At 50.3% G+C, this 17,709-nt stretch carries 7 protein-coding genes and 1 pseudogene; 2 read left to right on the top strand and 6 right to left on the bottom strand.

Going from position 1 to position 17,709, the window contains the following annotated elements:
- Window positions 1–352 (bottom strand): annotated as a pseudogene (locus OGY37_RS23525) (TolC family protein); the annotation flags it as partial.
- A 332-nt stretch (window positions 353–684) separates the two neighbouring features.
- On the opposite strand from OGY37_RS23525, the gene OGY37_RS19335 reads away from it, so the two are divergent.
- Together OGY37_RS19335 and OGY37_RS19330 are read left to right on the top strand one after the other, a co-directional pair.
- Window positions 685–10,431: a retention module-containing protein gene (locus OGY37_RS19335; protein ID WP_286621596.1), complete on the top strand. Its 9,747-nt coding sequence runs from the start codon at window positions 685–687 to the stop codon at window positions 10,429–10,431.
- A 62-nt stretch (window positions 10,432–10,493) separates the two neighbouring features.
- On the top strand, window positions 10,494–10,769 hold the full coding sequence (locus OGY37_RS19330) for a hypothetical protein (protein WP_003825832.1): 276 nt from the start codon (window positions 10,494–10,496) through the stop codon (window positions 10,767–10,769).
- Between the two features lie 77 nt (window positions 10,770–10,846).
- Here the strand turns inward: OGY37_RS19330 and lapD are convergent, their stop codons facing one another.
- From lapD to OGY37_RS19305, 5 genes are read right to left on the bottom strand one after another with little or no spacing between them, the layout of a single operon-like run.
- Complete coding sequence (gene lapD / locus OGY37_RS19325) at window positions 10,847–12,781, bottom strand: cyclic di-GMP receptor LapD (protein WP_286554180.1); 1,935 nt, start codon at window positions 12,779–12,781, stop codon at window positions 10,847–10,849.
- Between the two features lie 9 nt (window positions 12,782–12,790).
- Window positions 12,791–13,483: a cysteine protease LapG gene (gene lapG, locus OGY37_RS19320; protein WP_032934107.1), complete on the bottom strand. Its 693-nt coding sequence runs from the start codon at window positions 13,481–13,483 to the stop codon at window positions 12,791–12,793.
- A gap of 2 nt (window positions 13,484–13,485) precedes the next feature.
- Window positions 13,486–14,379, bottom strand: coding sequence for a transporter substrate-binding domain-containing protein (locus OGY37_RS19315; RefSeq protein ID WP_286621594.1), 894 nt, complete (start codon window positions 14,377–14,379; stop codon window positions 13,486–13,488).
- Complete coding sequence (locus OGY37_RS19310; protein WP_286621591.1) at window positions 14,363–15,295, bottom strand: amino acid ABC transporter substrate-binding protein; 933 nt, start codon at window positions 15,293–15,295, stop codon at window positions 14,363–14,365. Before OGY37_RS19310 ends, OGY37_RS19315 begins: the two co-directional genes overlap by 17 nt.
- On the bottom strand, window positions 15,288–17,480 hold the full coding sequence (locus OGY37_RS19305) for a putative bifunctional diguanylate cyclase/phosphodiesterase (protein ID WP_149281311.1): 2,193 nt from the start codon (window positions 17,478–17,480) through the stop codon (window positions 15,288–15,290). The genes OGY37_RS19310 and OGY37_RS19305 overlap by 8 nt, the downstream gene beginning before the upstream one ends.
- Window positions 17,481–17,709: the final 229 nt, after the last annotated feature.

Below are 17,709 nucleotides of genomic sequence, written 5' to 3'. Positions count from 1 at the left end.
GAAAAAAATCGGCCCAGATCCGCGAAATTTTAATCAGCGAGTCAGCTTGGGAAGAAATGACCTGCTTATTCGCACCTTCCTTAGGGGACTGAGTCAGACCGTTATTGCGGCCTGCCGCGCGGGTAGTTGCATCATCAACATTTTTGCGTCCGGCCTCGGCATTTAAATTCAGGGATGGCAAATAACCACCTTGAGCCGCCCGCAGATCTTGCTCTGAGGAAAAACGGCTATTAATTGCAGCATTAACTTCAGGATGATTGGCTAATGCATCTTTAACGGTATTTTGTAAGTCTTCTGCATTTACTGCATTTATTGAAAAACATGAAAGCAGAAAAACTAAAAGCTTCTTCATGACATGAATGCCCTATATCTCACGGTTATGACATCCAGTTGTCATCGCTATCATCCATTTTTACAAACACGTTATATTAATTAACAAATGTGAATTATCTTAATTGAAGCCTGTAATCAGCTATTCAGCGACATGTTTTGTCACATCGTGTTTTATTTTTGGTTATTTTTTATTATATTCATTTGCCAGTCAAGTCTCATGTAATTGCATTCTATAAAATGTGTTTTTTTCTACATTGAGATATTAATGTTTACATTAATTGAATGTGATATTTGTTCGTTAATATATTAACGAGTTTATAAAAATAATGATGGTAATTAAGTGAGGTTACGGTGAGCAAATTACTCGGTGTGATCAAAGCAATTATTGGACAGGTTTACGTAGTTGATGCCAATGGTGCACAACGACTGGTTCATGAAGGCGACAGGGTATATAGCGGTGAAGAAATTGTGACCGGTGCCAGCGGCGCGGTAAGTATCTCTTTACCAGACGGAAAAACGCTGGATATAGGCCGTAATAGCCATTGGGGTGAGCACGGTCTACAGGCCAGCCATCATCCGGAAAGTAGTGCTCAGGATATTGCCGCCGCACAAAAGGCCATTGCCGATGGCGCTGACCCGACGCAGGTGCTGGAAGCCACCGCGGCGGGTAATGAAGCACCGGTAACATTAGAAGGTGGCGGCGGGGGGCACACTCTGGTTCAGCTTGAATTGACCGGGCAGGTGGTTGATCCGACAGCAGGTTTTAACACCAAAGGTCTGGGAAGCCCGAACTGGGATATCAATCTGCCGATAGGGGGAGTTACCGCAGGTTCCGCGAGTGTTTTCCCGCCTGAGGTACAAATTACCGAGTTTGCCGGCAACGACGGTTTCATTAACAAAAGCGAATTCCATCAGACCCATTTAAGCGGCACCAGTAATCAAAATCACATCACACTCACCTTCACCGATAGCCAAAAAAACACATTCACCGTTACTGTTCCGGTGAGCAACGGGCACTGGAATATTGATACCGATCTGGGGGGACTGGTCCCGGGAAATGTAACAGTGGTGGCAATAGCCACCGATGTGACGGGACGAACGGCAGAAAGTTTTGATCATGCGCTGATTGATATTACCGGGCCAAACATCGACATTACCGTTGATAACGTCACGCCGGATAACCTCATTAACTACGAAGAGTCACGTCAACCGCAAACCCTGATCCACGGGGCGGTCAGCGGCGATGCTAAACCCGGCGATATCGTCACTTTATTGGTTGATGGTAACGAATATACCGGCGTTGTTACCGACCCAGGTAATGGGACTCTGACTTATACCATCCCGGTCCTGACCCAGGGGTTACTGAATGACCCGAACATTCACGCTACATTAACCTCTACTGACGACGCAGGAAACACCACCATTGTTTCCACGGATCATCATGTCGATAACGACCTGTATGCGCAAAATGCCGTGACTATTGAAACGGTGGCGAATGATGATGTCGTCAACGCTAATGAGTCTCGTATGCCGACCACTATTTCTGGCGTTGCCAGCGGTGATGCGAAAGTGGGTGATCCGGTCACGTTGACCATTCAGGGCAAAGCGTTTCAAGGCACGGTTTTCGATGATCATGGCCAGCTACGCTATGAAATCGTTGTGCCTTCCGCAACTCTCAAAGAGGGGGCTAACGATGTGCAGGTGACGCTGGTAAGCCATGACGCAGTAGGTAATGAAGCCACTGCTGTGACGCACCGCACCGTGGTGCTGGACACCCAGGCACATAACGCCCTCACGATTGATGATGTCACGACAGATAACACCCTGAATCGTGCTGAGCTGTATATGCGTAACCAGGTGATTTCCGGAACCGTCAGCGGAGAAGACGCGAAAGCGGGCGACCCGGTACTGGTAGAGATCAATGGCCACCAGTATAACGGTCAGATCATCGATCTCGGCAATAGCACGCTGGGCTATCGTATTGCGGTGAACGCAGCCGATTTTGCCAACAACGTTGCAAAAGTCGATGGTTATATGGACGTGAAGGTAACGGTCACCTCTCACGATGCGGTGGGCAATCTGGCGATTGCCACCGACACCCACAGCGTGCATGTCGACAACTTCGCGGAAAACACGGTACATATCGATACCGTCGCGGGTGATGACCTTATTAATATTAAGGAATTTTTAGCCGACGGCGGGATCATGCAAATTACCGGTACCGTGACCGGCGTGGATGCGAAGGTGGGGGATGCGGTTACCCTGGCGCTGAAGGGCGGCGAGGTGATTCACAGTGTGGTTATCGCGCTGGCGGGCGGTGGACTGGGCTATAGCATCCCGGTAAATAGCCATAAGCTGGTAACTCATCCGGAATTTACGGTTTCTGTTACCTCTACGGATCCGGCAGGGAACAGCGTCACGCATTCTGAAACTAAAACCATCAGCGCCGATCTGTATACACAGTCGTATATCACCATTGATGACGTGACGGCTGATAACTTTATCAACATCAAGGAATCGACGGACAATCACGGCAAGACCACCATCAGTGGCACGGTGAGCGGAGATGCAAAAGAGCATGACACCGTTCAGCTGGTGATTAATGGTCAACACTATTCGGGGGAAGTGGAGAAGCTGGCGAACGGCAATCTGGTCTACCATATCCCGGTGGATACCCAGAACCTGGTCAACAACCCGGTGATTCATGCCAGCATCCATACCACGGACGAGCATGGCAACGAAATGACGGCGGTGACGAAACACCACGTTGGGCTGGATCTGGACGCCAGCGCCATTATCGAGATCGATACCGTTGCAGGCGATGACATTATCAGTAAGGCAGAGTCCGATCTGCATACCACCACCATCACCGGGCCGGTCGGCGGCGACGCGCATAAAGGCAATGACGTCACCTTAACCTTCAATGGCCAAACCTATCATGGCACGGTATTTGAACGGCCTGATGGCTCTCTGGGCTATAGCATTCCTGTCAGCACCGACAACCTGCAGGATGGCAGCGACCAGAAGGTTTATGTCTCCATCTCAACCGTTGACAAACACGGCAACCCAGCAACGGCAACAGCCGAGCATGCGGTGCATATCGATCTGCACGCTGAGGCAACCATTACGGTTGATGATGTGACTGCCGATAACACCCTGAACCATAGCGAACTGAATATGGCTCAGCAAATCATCTCCGGCACCGTCGGCGGGGATGCGAAAGTTCACGATGTTGTCAGGCTTGAGATCAATGGCCGCACGTTTACGGGTGAAGTCATTACGCTGAATAACGGCAAACTGGGATACCAAATCCCGGTCGACCCGTCGGCGTTCAGCGACAACCAGGGCGACCAGGATAAATATGTCAACATCAGGGCGACGGTTGTCTCGTATGATGCGGTAGGCAACGAAGTGACGGCGATCAGCGACCACGACGTGCATATCGACAACTTTGCGGTAAACCAGGTGCATATTGATACCGTCGCGGGTGATGACCTTATTAATATTAAGGAGTTTTCCGCGAACGGCGGCTTTACGCAGATTGCCGGTACCGTAACCGGCGTGGATGCGGCGGCCGGGGATGTGGTGACGTTGCAGCTGGATGGCGTCCCGGTGATGGAAGGCGTTGTTATCACGCTGGCAGGCGGCAAGCTGGGCTATAGCTTCCCGATGAAAACCCATATGCTGATGAGTCATCCGGAAATTGCCATTTCGGTCACCTCCAGCGATGCGGCGGGGAACTGCGTCACACATTCTGTGACGAAAACCATCAGTAGCGATATGTACACGCAATCGCATATCACCATTGATGGTGTGACGGATGATAACTTCATCAACATCAAGGAATCGACGGACAATCACGGCAAGACCACCATCAGCGGCTCGGTGAGCGGCGATGCAAAAGAGCACGATATCGTTGAGCTGGTGATTAATGGTCAACATTATTCGGGGGAAGTGGAGAAGCTGGCAAACGGTGGCCTCGGCTACCATATCCCGGTGGATACCCAGAACCTGGTCAACGACCCGGTGATTCATGCCAGCATTCATACCACGGACGATCATGATAACGAAACCACGGCAACTGCGGAGCGTACCGTGGGGCTGGATCTGAACGCCAGCGCCTCTATCGGCATCGATACCGTCGCAAGTGATGACATTATCAGCAAAGCTGAGTCTCAGTTGCACAAGACGACGATTACAGGGGCAGTCGGCGGCGATGCGCAGAAAGATGATATCGTCACTTTAACCTTCAACGGTAAAACCTATACGGGCAAGGTCTTTGAACTGCCTGACCACTCGCTGGGCTACAGTATTGAAGTCAGCACCGATAACCTGAAAGATGGCAGTGACCAGAAGGTCCATGTCTCTATTTCAACCGTCGACGAACACGGTAACCCGTCAACGGTAACGCACGACCATATGGTGCATATCGATCTGCACGCGGAAGCGACGATTACGATTGATCCGGTGACTGATGACAACGTAATCAACCATTTCGAGTTAGACAAGAGCTGGCAGTTGGTTAGCGGCGTTGTGGGTAAAGATGCACAAATTAATGATGATGTGCGCGTTGAGATTAACGGTCACACGTATACCGGCAAGGTTCTCGTTCTGGGCAACGGCCAGTTGGGGTATCAAATCCCGGTCCCTTCCTCTGAATTTAGCAACAACCAGGGCAACCAGGACAAAGATGTCACCTTCAACGCTACCGTAACGTCACATGATGCGGTGGGGAACGAAGTTGTCGAGTCCACGACGCAGCAAGTACATATTGATAACCACGCTCGGGCTGGGATAACCATTGATACCGTGGCGGGCGACAATATGATTAACGGCACCGAGTCCACAAAACACACCACTGAGGTAATGGGTACCGTTTCTGGCGATGTGCACGTGGGCGATAAAGTGATCGTTACCATCAATGGTCACCACTACGACACAACTGTCCAGAAACTCCCGGAGCACAATAATGCGCTGGGCTATAAGCTGGATGTGCTGACGGGCGATCTGGTGAAAGATCCGCATATTTTTGCGCAGGTAGTTGGAGTAGACCGTGCTGGCAACCAGCAGAGAGCTGAAACCACGCATGATTTGTCGGTGGATTTGCACGCGAAAGCGCTGCTGACTATCGATCCGATTACTGGCGACAATATGATTAACGGTGCGGAGTCGCATGATCAGTTTACGATGGTCACCGGCAAAGTCGGCGGTGATGTGCATGTGAACGACATCGTGTATCTGACCGTCAATGGTCACACTCTGACCGGGAAAGTCATCGATCAGGGTGGGCATCTCGGGTATAGCATCAAAGTCAGTACTGCCGATCTGCTGTCCGACCCGCATTTAACGGCGACTGTTAGCACCACCGATGTTGCGGGTAACCCGGCAACGGCCAATGCTCAGACCACGGTGGTGATCGATACCCTCATCGACGCGACAATTACGATTGATTCCGTTACGCCAGACAACACGCTGAATTATGACGAGCAGCATCAGACCACCACCGTCGTGACCGGCACCGTGACCGGTGAAGTTCACAAGGGTGACCCGCTGGTCATGACGATCAACGGCGTCACTTATAAGGGGTCGGTGGACGATATCGGTGGTCATCTGGGCTACCGTATTATCGTCAATACCGCCGATCTGGTCGCCAGCCCGCATATTGAAGTTTCCATGGACGTTACCGATGCAGCGAAGAACCATGCGCATGTGGTGGCGCACCATGACGTTAATCTGGATGACCGGGCCGTTGCCGCAATCACCATCGATCGCGTGACGGGTGATGACGTTCTGAACGGTACTGAACTGCAGGCGCCGAAAACGATCATCAGCGGTACGGTGGGCGGCGATGCGCAAAAGGGGAATATCGTTCATCTGGTGATTGGCGGCCATGCAGTCGATGCGACGGTTGTTGAACTGCCGAAGCTGGGGGCGCTGGGCTATAGCATCGAGGTTGATACCCAGTGGTTGAAAAACGATCCAAATATTACTGCGACGATTACCACCCATGATGCCGCAGGAAATACCGCGACGACGGATGCGACAAGCACGGTGAAAATTGACGATCGCGCCGAGGCTATCGTCCATATTGACCCGCTGGTGACGGATCATAATGATGATGTTATCAGCTACAAAGATGCGCATAACCCGCTGACCACCGTGACCGGTAGCGTGGGTGGCGATGTACGAGTGGGGGATCTGGTTGAACTGACCATCAACCATCAGACCTACTATGCCCCGGTGCAGGATGGCAGCAACGGTCAGCACGTGTTTAGCACTCAGGTTTCAACGCTCGATCTGCTGATGGATCCGAATATCCATGCCGAGGTGACGGCAAAGGATGCGGCTGGCAACGTTGCGTACGGGCATGATGATAGGCCGGTGGAGATTGATACCGTTGCTCAGATTGGCATCACTATTGACTCAGCTAAAAACTGGGTTCCGCAAGACCTTGCTGCTGGAGCCAGACCTGATTATGTGACGGTTGTGGGACATGTTGATCATGATGCGCAATTCGGCGATCTTATCCATATTGACGTAGGTCATGGAAACAGATTGGACACCACCGTTATCACCTTACCGGATGGGAAGCTGGGATACACACTGAACATTAGCACTGATTATTGGGATGATGACGGCAATATTACTGTAACTGTCATTGGCCACGACAATCATGGCAATGTCGCTATGGCGGTGGCACATCAATATTATGACCTACCTTGGGTAGCACAAATTCCTGTTGCTGGCGGTAGCAGTTTTAATACCAATTTGACGCCAATCACTACATCTACAACCGGCACGGGAACCTCGCTGCCACAGAAACCGCATGTCCACCTCACCGTCGATCCGGTGACGGGCGATGATGTAATCAACCAAGTTGAAGAGGGTAAATCCACTACGCCGATTCGTGGTCTGATAACTGGGGATGTAAGCGTCAATGATACGGTTATTGTCACCATTAACGGCAATCAATACCCTGGCAAAATGATCGCGATTCCTGGCCTGCCGGGTGAATTAGGCTATCAGGTTGATGTTCCTACCGACGTACTTAAGGCGCACCCGACATTTGAGGTATCAATTACCGTCAGTAACTCCGTGGGTAGCGACACCTCGAGCGTGCTGAAAACCATTCAGATCGATATCGATAACCCAGTCCACATCACCATGGACAATGTCGCCGGTGATGACGTTATCAATGGTTCGGAAGCGAAAAGCGGCACAACAACGATCAGCGGTACGGTCAGCGGCGAAGGCATCCATGACGGTAGCGTAGTCTCGCTGCAGGTGAATGGTAATACTTTAACCGCTGTGGTACATGCAGGCACCACGGGATGGGTCTGGTCGCAGGATGTCAGCATCAACGATCTGCGTAATAACCCGGACATTACCGCGTCGGTAAGCGCTACCGATGCTGCCGGAAACACTGGTACTGACTCGACGTCGAAGCACGTTGAGGTCGATCTCAACGCTGATGCGGGCGTTACGATTGATAACATCACAACTGATAACGTACTGAACTCGCAAGAAGTTGGACAAGCAAAGACCACGGTGAGTGGTTCCGTTTCCGGCGATGTTAAACCCGGTGAAAACGTGACCTTGACGGTCAATGGTCATGATTACAATGCCGTTATTAATGCAAGTAATCACTACACAGTTGATGTAAATACGTCAGACCTGGTAGCTGACCATACCATCGACGCTAAAGTGACCGGCCACGACAAGGCTGGCAACGTTCAGGACACCAGTATCATCAAAGCGTTTTCTGTCGATACCACGGCATCGGCAGCGGTAACGGTTAATACCGTGGGCGGTGACGACGTTATCAATGCCGCTGAGATTCAGGCTGGCAAGGTTGAAGTCAGCGGTACCGTGGATGGTGACGTACACAAAAACGACAAGGTCTATATCACCGTTAATGGCAACCAGGTTGAGGCCACTGTCATTGAGCTGCCGCATATGAACGGGCAGTTGGGGTATAAAGCATTCGTGAGTACCACGGATCTTCAGACTGATCCGACTATTCATGTCAGCGTGACGGGTCATGATACGGCAGGCAATATCCAGACTGCGACGTATGACAAAATCGTGATAATTGACGAGCGCGTGGATGCGACAATTGTCCTGGACCCAGTGTCCAATGATGACGTGCTGAATAACGTTGAAGCCGGGAAACCGACCACCATCATCACCGGTTCTGTGACCGGCGACGTTGAGGTCGGCGATCAGGTTACCGTCACCGTCAATGGCAAAGAGCTGCCGGCGATAGTCTCCGACAGCGGCGGTAAGAAGGTGTTCCGCGTTGAAGTCAGTACGGTTGATTTGGTTCATGACCAGCATATTACTGCCCATGTCGTCGCCCATGACGATGCCGGTAACCGCCAGCAGATTGATACCGATAAGACGATCCTCATCGACCGCGTGGCTTCAGGTACCGTCGACATTGACAGCGTCACGGCGGATAACGTCCTCAACCACCAGGAGCTGTCGGGGCAGAAGGTGACCATCACCGGCCATGTCGGCGGTGACGCGCAGCTTTATGATCCGGTTACCTTGACCATCGGCGGGCATAAGTATCAAGGGAGCGTCATCACCCTGAGCGGCGGCGGTCTGGGCTATCAGATTGACGTGGATTCGGCGGTTCTACGTAGTGATGCGCACAAAGTTATTGACGTTGAGCTTACCGGCCATGACGCGCCGGGGAACCCGTTCACCGCAAAATCGACACATACCTATTCCGTTGATGAGCAGGCCAACGGTGCAATTACCATTAATGACCACATCGCAGGCGACAACGTCGTTAACCTGAATGAATCGAAGTCAGACACGGTGATTAAATTTACGGTTTCCGGCGACACTCACCCGACCGATGTCGTTGATGTTAGCGTCAATGGCAACAACATGAAGGCTTCGTTGGTACCTGGCTCCTCGACGGTTTATCAGGTTGCGGTTCCGGGAACGTATCTGAATGAGGGCGATAATAAGATTGAGGTGAAAACGACGTTACACGATGACGCAGGGAATACGTTAGACGTGCACGATCAGAAAAACGTGGTGCTGGATACTCATGCCGATGGTGCGATTACTATCAATGACGGCATCGCAGCAGATAACGTCGTTAACCTGAAAGAATCGCAGTCAGACACAGTGATTCGCTTTACGGTCTCTGGGGATACCCATTCTACCGATGTTGTTGAAGTGAATATCAACGGTCACCTTATGAAGGCTACGCTGGCACCTGGATCATCAACGGTTTATCAGGTTGCTGTCCAGAGCGCATATCTGAAGGAAGGTATCAATGATATTGATGTGAAAACGACGTTACACGACGACGCGGGTAATACAATCGATGTGAGCGATCACAAAACCATCGTCCTTGATACACACGCTGACGCCAGTATCGTGGTAGATAAGATCGCCGGTGATAACCACATCTCGCGTGCCGAATCACACGATACCGTCACGCATATTACCGGCAGCGTAAGCGGTGATGTAAATGATGGCGATCATATTAAAGCGCTGGTAAATGGTCATCAGTACGATGCTATTCTTCATCAGGGCATTAATGGGTTGACCTATGACATTGAGGCCGATACCTCCGCATTCCGTGCCGGTCATAACCGTGTGAACGTATTGGTCGAGGCGCATGATAACCACGGTAATATTACGCCTTATAGCCAAACGTTGAACGTGACGATGGACGAGCCTGCACCAGTGAAAGGGCATACGGTGGATAAAGGGAATCATGCTGCGATGCAGCATGCGCTGCATAACCTGTTCGACGACAACGCATTATCTCTGTCTTATGCGCCAGCAGCGACCGGACACGGCCAGGCGACAGCGGTGCTCAGCGCTGACGATAAAGCGAAGGGCGTACTTGAAAAAGTCGATCTTAGCGATCTGGCGCGTGAACTGCATGAAGGTGTGGATATTGCGAAGTACATTCAAAGCGGCGGCGATCATCACCTGATCGCCAGCCCGGCGAAGGTGGCGCATGGGATTGATACCGCGCTGTCTACTCCGGCAAGCAGCGATCTGCATTCTCCGAGCTACTCGCTGGATCACCTGATTGCTAAACCCGATCAAAACCACACTCACTAACGATTGCCTGCTGCCCTGTGTAAACAGGGCAGCAGCATCGCGCAAAATGAAAAGGCACTGATATGAATTCTGATTCATCTGCTGCAAACGTGCAGGCAGAAGGCGTGGCAAAAAGTCCTGAAAATGACAACCAGCAGGCTTTAGCGATGCTGCAAAAAAGCGACCTGGAGATGGTTCGCGTGCTCGACGATTTGATTTACCTGTTGATCCGTAAAGGCGTGATTGCCATTACCGATCTTCCGCCGATGGCGCAGGTTAAATTAATGAATCGCGCGAACGCGCGCCAGGAACTTGGCGGGTTAGAACAACTGCTTGGCAACGATGATCGTATATTTTAGCTGATGCAGGCAATTTGTAGGCCGGATAAGCGCAGCGCTATCCGGCTATACAAAGGCGTATCAAGACGCCAGTTTTATCACAATGGCGCGGGCTCACCTAATAATTGCCCCATTGCTCCATCAATCCCTAATTCTTGCAGCACCATAAGCTCACCTTCCGTTTCAACACGTTCGGCAATGAGCGGCAAATCAATACTGCGCGTGGCACTGCACAATACTTCAATAAACAAACGCTTATCATTTTCCTCATCAATTTTGCGGATATAGCTGCTGTCGATTTTCAGATAGGCAAGACCCCATTGCGACAGATGACCGATCATATCGAAACGGCTACCGAAGTGTTGCAGTCCCAGCGCGCAGCGATGCTGACCTACGGCTTTAACAAATGCCGCCATCTGATGGGGGCCTGGTAACTGATTTTCATCCAGTTCCAGAATCAGCTTGCTGGCTAATTTCGGTGAGTACCGTAACGGATTGAGCAGGTCTGCAATGGCGGTCGCGCTGGCGACAGAACTGCCAGAAATACTCAACGCTAGTTTTCCAGGCGCGGTTTTCAACTGGTTCAATGTGAGCTTCAACATGACTTTATCGAGTCGATGACTCCAGCCAAAGCGGTGGATCCAGGGCAAGAACCGCCCCGCGGTAATAGCGTTACCCTGCTCATCAATAATGCGCGACAGCACCTTGTAATGCAGGATTTTATCCGGCTGGCGGCAATCGACCACCGGCTGATAAACCAGCTGGAACTGTTGATTTGCCAGCGCATGCTCCAGACGAACAAACCACAAATGCTGATCTTCTGTAGCCGCAGGTATTTCAGTGGTGGGAACGACCTGATGGTTGGTGTGTGTTTCCGCTTCAACCAGCAGGCGATCGGCCTGGATCAGCAATGACTGAGCATTTTCTCCGGCGCTGAATGGCACCATGCTGGTATAGGCAACCGGCTGTTGGTCTGACATTCCGGTGGCGTAAAAGGCCGTGAGTTTTTGGCACAGCGAATTGCATAAATCCAACATCTCACCATGTGTGACGCCAGGGCAGAGTAGGGCGAACTCACCGCCACGAATGCGGGCGAGCGTGCTGTCGAGAGGGGCATACTTTTCTCTGTGCGCGTTCAGCAGGTTGGCGATGTTGAGCAACAGCTTATCAGTATGCGGTCCGCCAAAGCGCTGATTCAGGCCACCTAAATCCTGAACGCGAACCAGCATCAGATATCCTGGTGCCGTATCGGTATCACTCAGTCGCGCCTGGAGCTGCATATCGAATGCCCGGCGGTTGGCAACCCCGGTCTGGCTGTCGAGATAAGCTTCATTGTGCAAGCGTTCGCTGTAGATAGCTTGTTCTTCAAATAACGATTTAAGCTTAGCTGCCATTAAATTCATGGCGCCTACAACGCGGCGTAATTCCGGCGTTTTGGGTAACTCGTGGAGTGTCAGAAACTCGCGACGGGTAATAGCTTCGGATTGTTTTGCCATGTAATTGAGCGGGCGCAGCAGTTTGCGTAGCAGCAAACTGCCGGCGATTAAGCAGGCGAGGCTACAGGACAGCATCCACAGCAGATTACCTAAGGTATTGTCCCACAGACGCTGCACGGCAAAGATAGGATCGCTGGTCACTTCCACGCGAGCAGCCTGCTGCCAACCGCGCATAATCGTTGCTTCACCAGTTTGCGGGGTGACATCCACCAGATCGACGAACCAAGCGGGGACGTTGGGAATTGTCGCTACCGCGCTACGCTCAAGCATTATTTTGCCGTTTGCCAGATCGACGATGCGGATTTTTTTGTAGTAACCACTATCGAAAATGGAGCTGACCATCAGCTCGATCATTGCCGGGTCGTTGACGTTGGGCGTTAGCGAAACGCCTAGCGCCGTTGCGGCATCCTGGGCATGTGAAAGGAGCTGGTTATTGGACTGATTGCGAGAACTCTCCAGCGTCACAATAAAATTGCCGCTGAACACAATCATCATAAAGAGAGAGATTGCCAGAAGTAACTGTTTAAAAAGAGACACGGGCGATTCCTATTTATCCATCGGGAAGCCTTCTTCCCGCATTTTGGTGAAAACTTGCTGCCAGCGAGAAAGCCTCTTGCTGTCCCCAACGCGTTTATTGTTTTGATTGCCGGGGAGCCAAAGGCCGGTGTTGTTAAAGGAGTAGACGGGTAATAAATCCATGCGCTGCGTCGCAGGAGAAATTGTGCTGGTCAGACTGTCGAGAACCAAAGGAATCGCCTCAGGGGTGGCGTACCAGGTCAGCACCATGTGTGCGCGGTTTAAACGCAGGGCTTTAACATAGGTGATGCGAAGTTTGTCTTCGGATACGCCCAACTGGCGGAGGGTGAAATATTTGGCGATCGCGTAGTCTTCACAATCTGCCTCACCTTTGCGCAGCGACTCGATAGGGGTTGCCCAGTAATCGACGTTATGCCAGACATCAATGTCTTCGGTATAGCGGATCTTCTCATTAAAAAATTGATTTACAGCGCGTAATTGCGTTTGCTCGTCAGCATTACGTAACTGGAGCAGAAGCTGTTGCCAGGCGCGGATTCGTTGCTGCGCTTCTGGTGTAGCCGGGCCATAAAGCGCATCGGACTTTTGTTGAATATTGGCAAAATCCCAGGCCGCGCGTAGCGAATGGACTGACAGCAATAGCAGCAGCGCCCCGGGGATTTTCCACAGGCGCAGCAGGCGATGGCGTAAGCAGCGGCGGATAATGTTCAATGGCTATGCTGACAACTGCCCGGAGACGGGTTTTTCAGCTTTTCGCAGGACCAGGGGGACAACCACTTTTTACGTAATTGCACGTTGGCCGGCGAGGCAAAAAAATCTTTCAGCGTACTGTTAACAAACGTCACAAACTGCGGATCGTTTTTCCTCATCATAATGGCATAGTGCATATCATTGCCGATGCTCTCAGAAGAGACGCTGAACAGTTCAGGTTGCTCGCTATGATTAATTAGCGGCCAGGCCAGAATATCATCAACAAAGAAAGCAGCAGATTCATTATGCGCCATCTTCTCAAATGCGCCCTTTATGGTGGTGCTGGTAATCGTTGAAATATTAAGGTGTTGCTCTCTGTTTGCTTTATTAAATTCCAGCAAATCTTTTGAGCTTCCGGTCAGACTCACCGTGCGACCTTTAAGATCGGCAATTGACTGTATATTATTTTTACGTAATGAGATGATGCGCATTTTCGCGGTGTAGTAGTTGAGCGAAAATGAAACGCTGGAGGTCCGCTCCGGTGCGTTAGTATTTACACCACAGTCCATATCTATTTTCCGTGTGTTTAATGCGGAGAAGCGTTCTGCAAAATTCACGGGAATATAATGAATGGTTAAGCTGTTGAGCTTCAAATACTGGCGCAACTTATCGGCAATCATGTTACATACCGCGATGGTATAACCCGTGACTTTGCCATTGTGGTCAGTAAAAGAAAACGGTGGCAGCTGGCGATAACCCACGTTGAGCACGCTGCTGTTCTGAATATGATCGAGCGTCGCAGCGTTCTGTTGCGCCATCAGTGCGGGGGAGATGACGAGGCCTGCCAGTAAAAACAGCCATTGCGCCGTACGCTTCACCCTTGTCATCTCACGATTAATTATATTTTTCATAATCAAAACTGATCTTCTTTTTAGCAGACGTTAATGCTTTCAGGTTCTCTGACATGGGAATGTTTAAATTAATGGCTTTCGGCGGAATCGGTGACTGAAACCATTTTTTGTACAGCGCAGTAAATTCGTTGCTGATCATCAGGGAAGAGAGCGTGTCATCAACAAATTCTTTAAATTCTTTATCGTGTAACGGTAGTAACAAGCCCGCCGGTAGCGGGGTGCTGAGCGCAATATCGGAAAGTTCATAGTCATCAGGATTAGGCGTTTGCGCGATCATCCCTTTGAGTAAAACCGTACTGGAGATCAGTGCAGAATACTCACCATTCTTCAGTTCATTGAAGGCGGTAATGTTGTTGGTATCGAGTTGAATATTAATATCCAGGTCATTGGCGGCATTCACTTTTTGCAGTTGCTCAACGTAAATCGTGCCGCTTTTTACCAGTACGCTATGTCCGGAAAGCTCTGCCAGATTGTCGTTGCTTTCATTTTTACGCATGACGAAGCGGGTGCTTGAAAAATAAAACGGCAGCGAGAAATCGCTAATGCTGTGGCGACTTTTTGAATAAAAGGCCGGGATACACATGATGTCTGCCATGTGATTTTTAATCAGGACAAACTGCGATGCCGAGTTAGCTTTTATCCACTCGACCTTCAGCATTTTAAGCTGAAGTTTTGTCTTGAGCGCGCTGACGATACTGTTGCAAATATCAATGGAATAGCCGGCAGGTACGTTGCCATTCTGCCAGGAGAAAGGAAACGCATCATCCTGATAACCAAGGGTAATGCTTTTCTTGCTGGCGATCTGCTCCAGCGTGTGTATCGGCAGGGGAGAGCCTGCTAAGCATGGCGTTGCTAACGCTATTAACAGGGCAAAAACCGTCAACATGCGCTTTACCGGGTGAAAGAAGTCAGACATTGCACAGTCCTTCTTCAATGACCTCTTTGGCAAATGCGGAAAGCACTTCACGCTCGCGCAGCGGATAGCTAAAGAAATATCCCTGCACATTCTGGCACTCAATGTCGCGCAGAATGTCACGCTGCTGCGCGGTTTCTACTCCTTCAGCGGTGACCGACATATTGTACTTATGGGCAAACTGAATCAGCATCACAATCAAATACTGACTGGCATTATCTTGCTGAAGCTTGTCGACCAGCGTGCGCGCAATCTTGATGCGGGTAAAAGGATAGATCAGCAGATAATCCAGTGCCGCGTAGCCGGTGCCTAAATCATCCATCGCGATTTCAATGCCCAGAGAGCGGATCTCTTGCAGCACGGGTAAGGCAATCGACTTATCCAGCTTTTCGGATTCGGTAATTTCTATTTCAAGGCGCTGGGCTGAAAGTTGACTAATGCGTAACGCATCTTTGATAACGTCAACCAGCCCCGGACTGTGCAGCTGGTAGGCCGAGATATTGACGGCTACCCTGATACGTTCCGGCCATTTGGCAGCGGCTTCACAGGACTGACGAATAATCCATTCGCCCAAACGGACAATCAGACCGGAGTTCTCGGCGATGTTGATAAAATAATCAGGATAAATCAGACCCTTGGTGGGATGATTCCAGCGTATCAGCGATTCGTAGCCATACACGCTTTCATCTTCCAGATTGATGATTGGCTGGTAATGAAGCTCGAATTCCTTGTTATCAATACCATCGATGATTTCCTGATTAATAAACAGGCTGTGGGTATGCTTCATCACCATGCCGTCTTCGAAGAAATGGAAGCAACCGCGGCCATGATGTTTTGAGGCGTACATGGCAAGGTCGGCATTGATCATCAACGTCGAGGTATTATTGCCCTGATACGGCGCGGTGGTGATACCGATACTGCAGCTGATGGAAAAAGTATGCGTGCTCCAGGTAAATGGGGTGCTCAGCGCACGAATAATCCGCTTCGCCAGCCGATTCGCTTCTTTGATGGCGTTATCGCTGACATGTTGCAGAATGGCGAATTCATCACCGCCCAGACGCGCTGTGATATCGTTAGGTCCCAGCAAGAGCTGCAGGCGCTGGGCAACGCTGATTAACAGCTCATCGCCCGCTTTATGACCAAAGGTGTCGTTTACTGGTTTGAAGTTGTCGAGGTCAATCAACAGCAGGTTAAATGGTTTTTCGTCCTGATGGATTTCACTGACGCGTTTATCTAACGCCTGGCCAAACGAAACGCGGTTGGGCAATCCGGTCAGTGAATCATGATGGGCCATATGCTCCATCTTTTGCGACATTTCATGCATTCGTTGCAGATAGCCGCGTTCTTTCATGGCGACGCGCAATTTTTCAATCGCCCCGGCCAGATGTCCAATCTCATCGTCCTGATCAAGATAGGGCGTTATACAGTCCGTCTCTTCATGGGCGATGCGGGTAAGGGAGTTAATCAGCAGCGGAACCGGACGGAATAAACGGCGCATAAACATCGTGACCAGTGCCAGCGTTACCAGCAAAATCAGGACAAAAATGATACTGCTTTTTTTCAGCATCGCATCGTAGGTGGCGTAGAGATCGCTTTTTTTTCCAATGCTGCTAATCAGGCTACCGAGGATCTCACCTGAAGGCGTCAGAATAGGAACGGCGCTGATAAAGCACTCTTCGCCATTAATTTGGGCGAAGCCAACATAGTAGTTACCCAGCACATCGCGCGGCAGACGACCGGGGAAAGAAATGATCCCATCACCCTCTTCTGACTTGTTGTTGATGCCAACAAACCCTTTCTCCGGCGTATACAGAAACAACCAGGTGGGGCTATGGGTCTGTACTGATGCCAGTGCCAGAACGTCAACCGGGTTATAACCGGTTTGCATAATAGAGTCGGTGTCACCAATCTGTCTGTCGGAGACAATGCGGGATATCTGCCCTGCATCGCTAGTTTCGACCGAAACGGTGGTATACACGTTGCGGATGATGTAGGTCATAATCTGTGCATTCGCCTCAGCCCGTTGCACCCACTGCTGATAAGAAAAGTTATCTATCAGGCTCCAGTTGGTAAACGCGCCAGCACTAAACGCAATAACGATACCCGCCAGCAAGAATTGCGTTATTTTGCCAGTGATTGAATGTTGCCACCCTTTTATTGCTTTAAGGGAAAACAGAGACTTTGCCACGGATTATGTTAATTCCTGAAAAGATTATTCGGTGCTAAAATTAATTTCTGTTATTACTTGATGGAATATTATTGTTGCAAATAAGTAGATGAAAGATGTGAAACGTAATGACGTAACAAATAACTAACATTGAACCATGGCGAGTAATGACAAAAATAACGGTATGCGAATATAGATAACGCTGCTCTTTTCGTCAATAGGAAAAAATGTACATAAAAATACATTTTCA

It is taken from the genome of Citrobacter sp. Cpo030, from assembly GCF_030333005.1.
GTDB classification, from domain to species: domain Bacteria; phylum Pseudomonadota; class Gammaproteobacteria; order Enterobacterales; family Enterobacteriaceae; genus Citrobacter; species Citrobacter portucalensis.
Note: the sequence above shows the minus strand (reverse complement) of the source record. Positions and strands in the feature narration are given on the sequence as shown.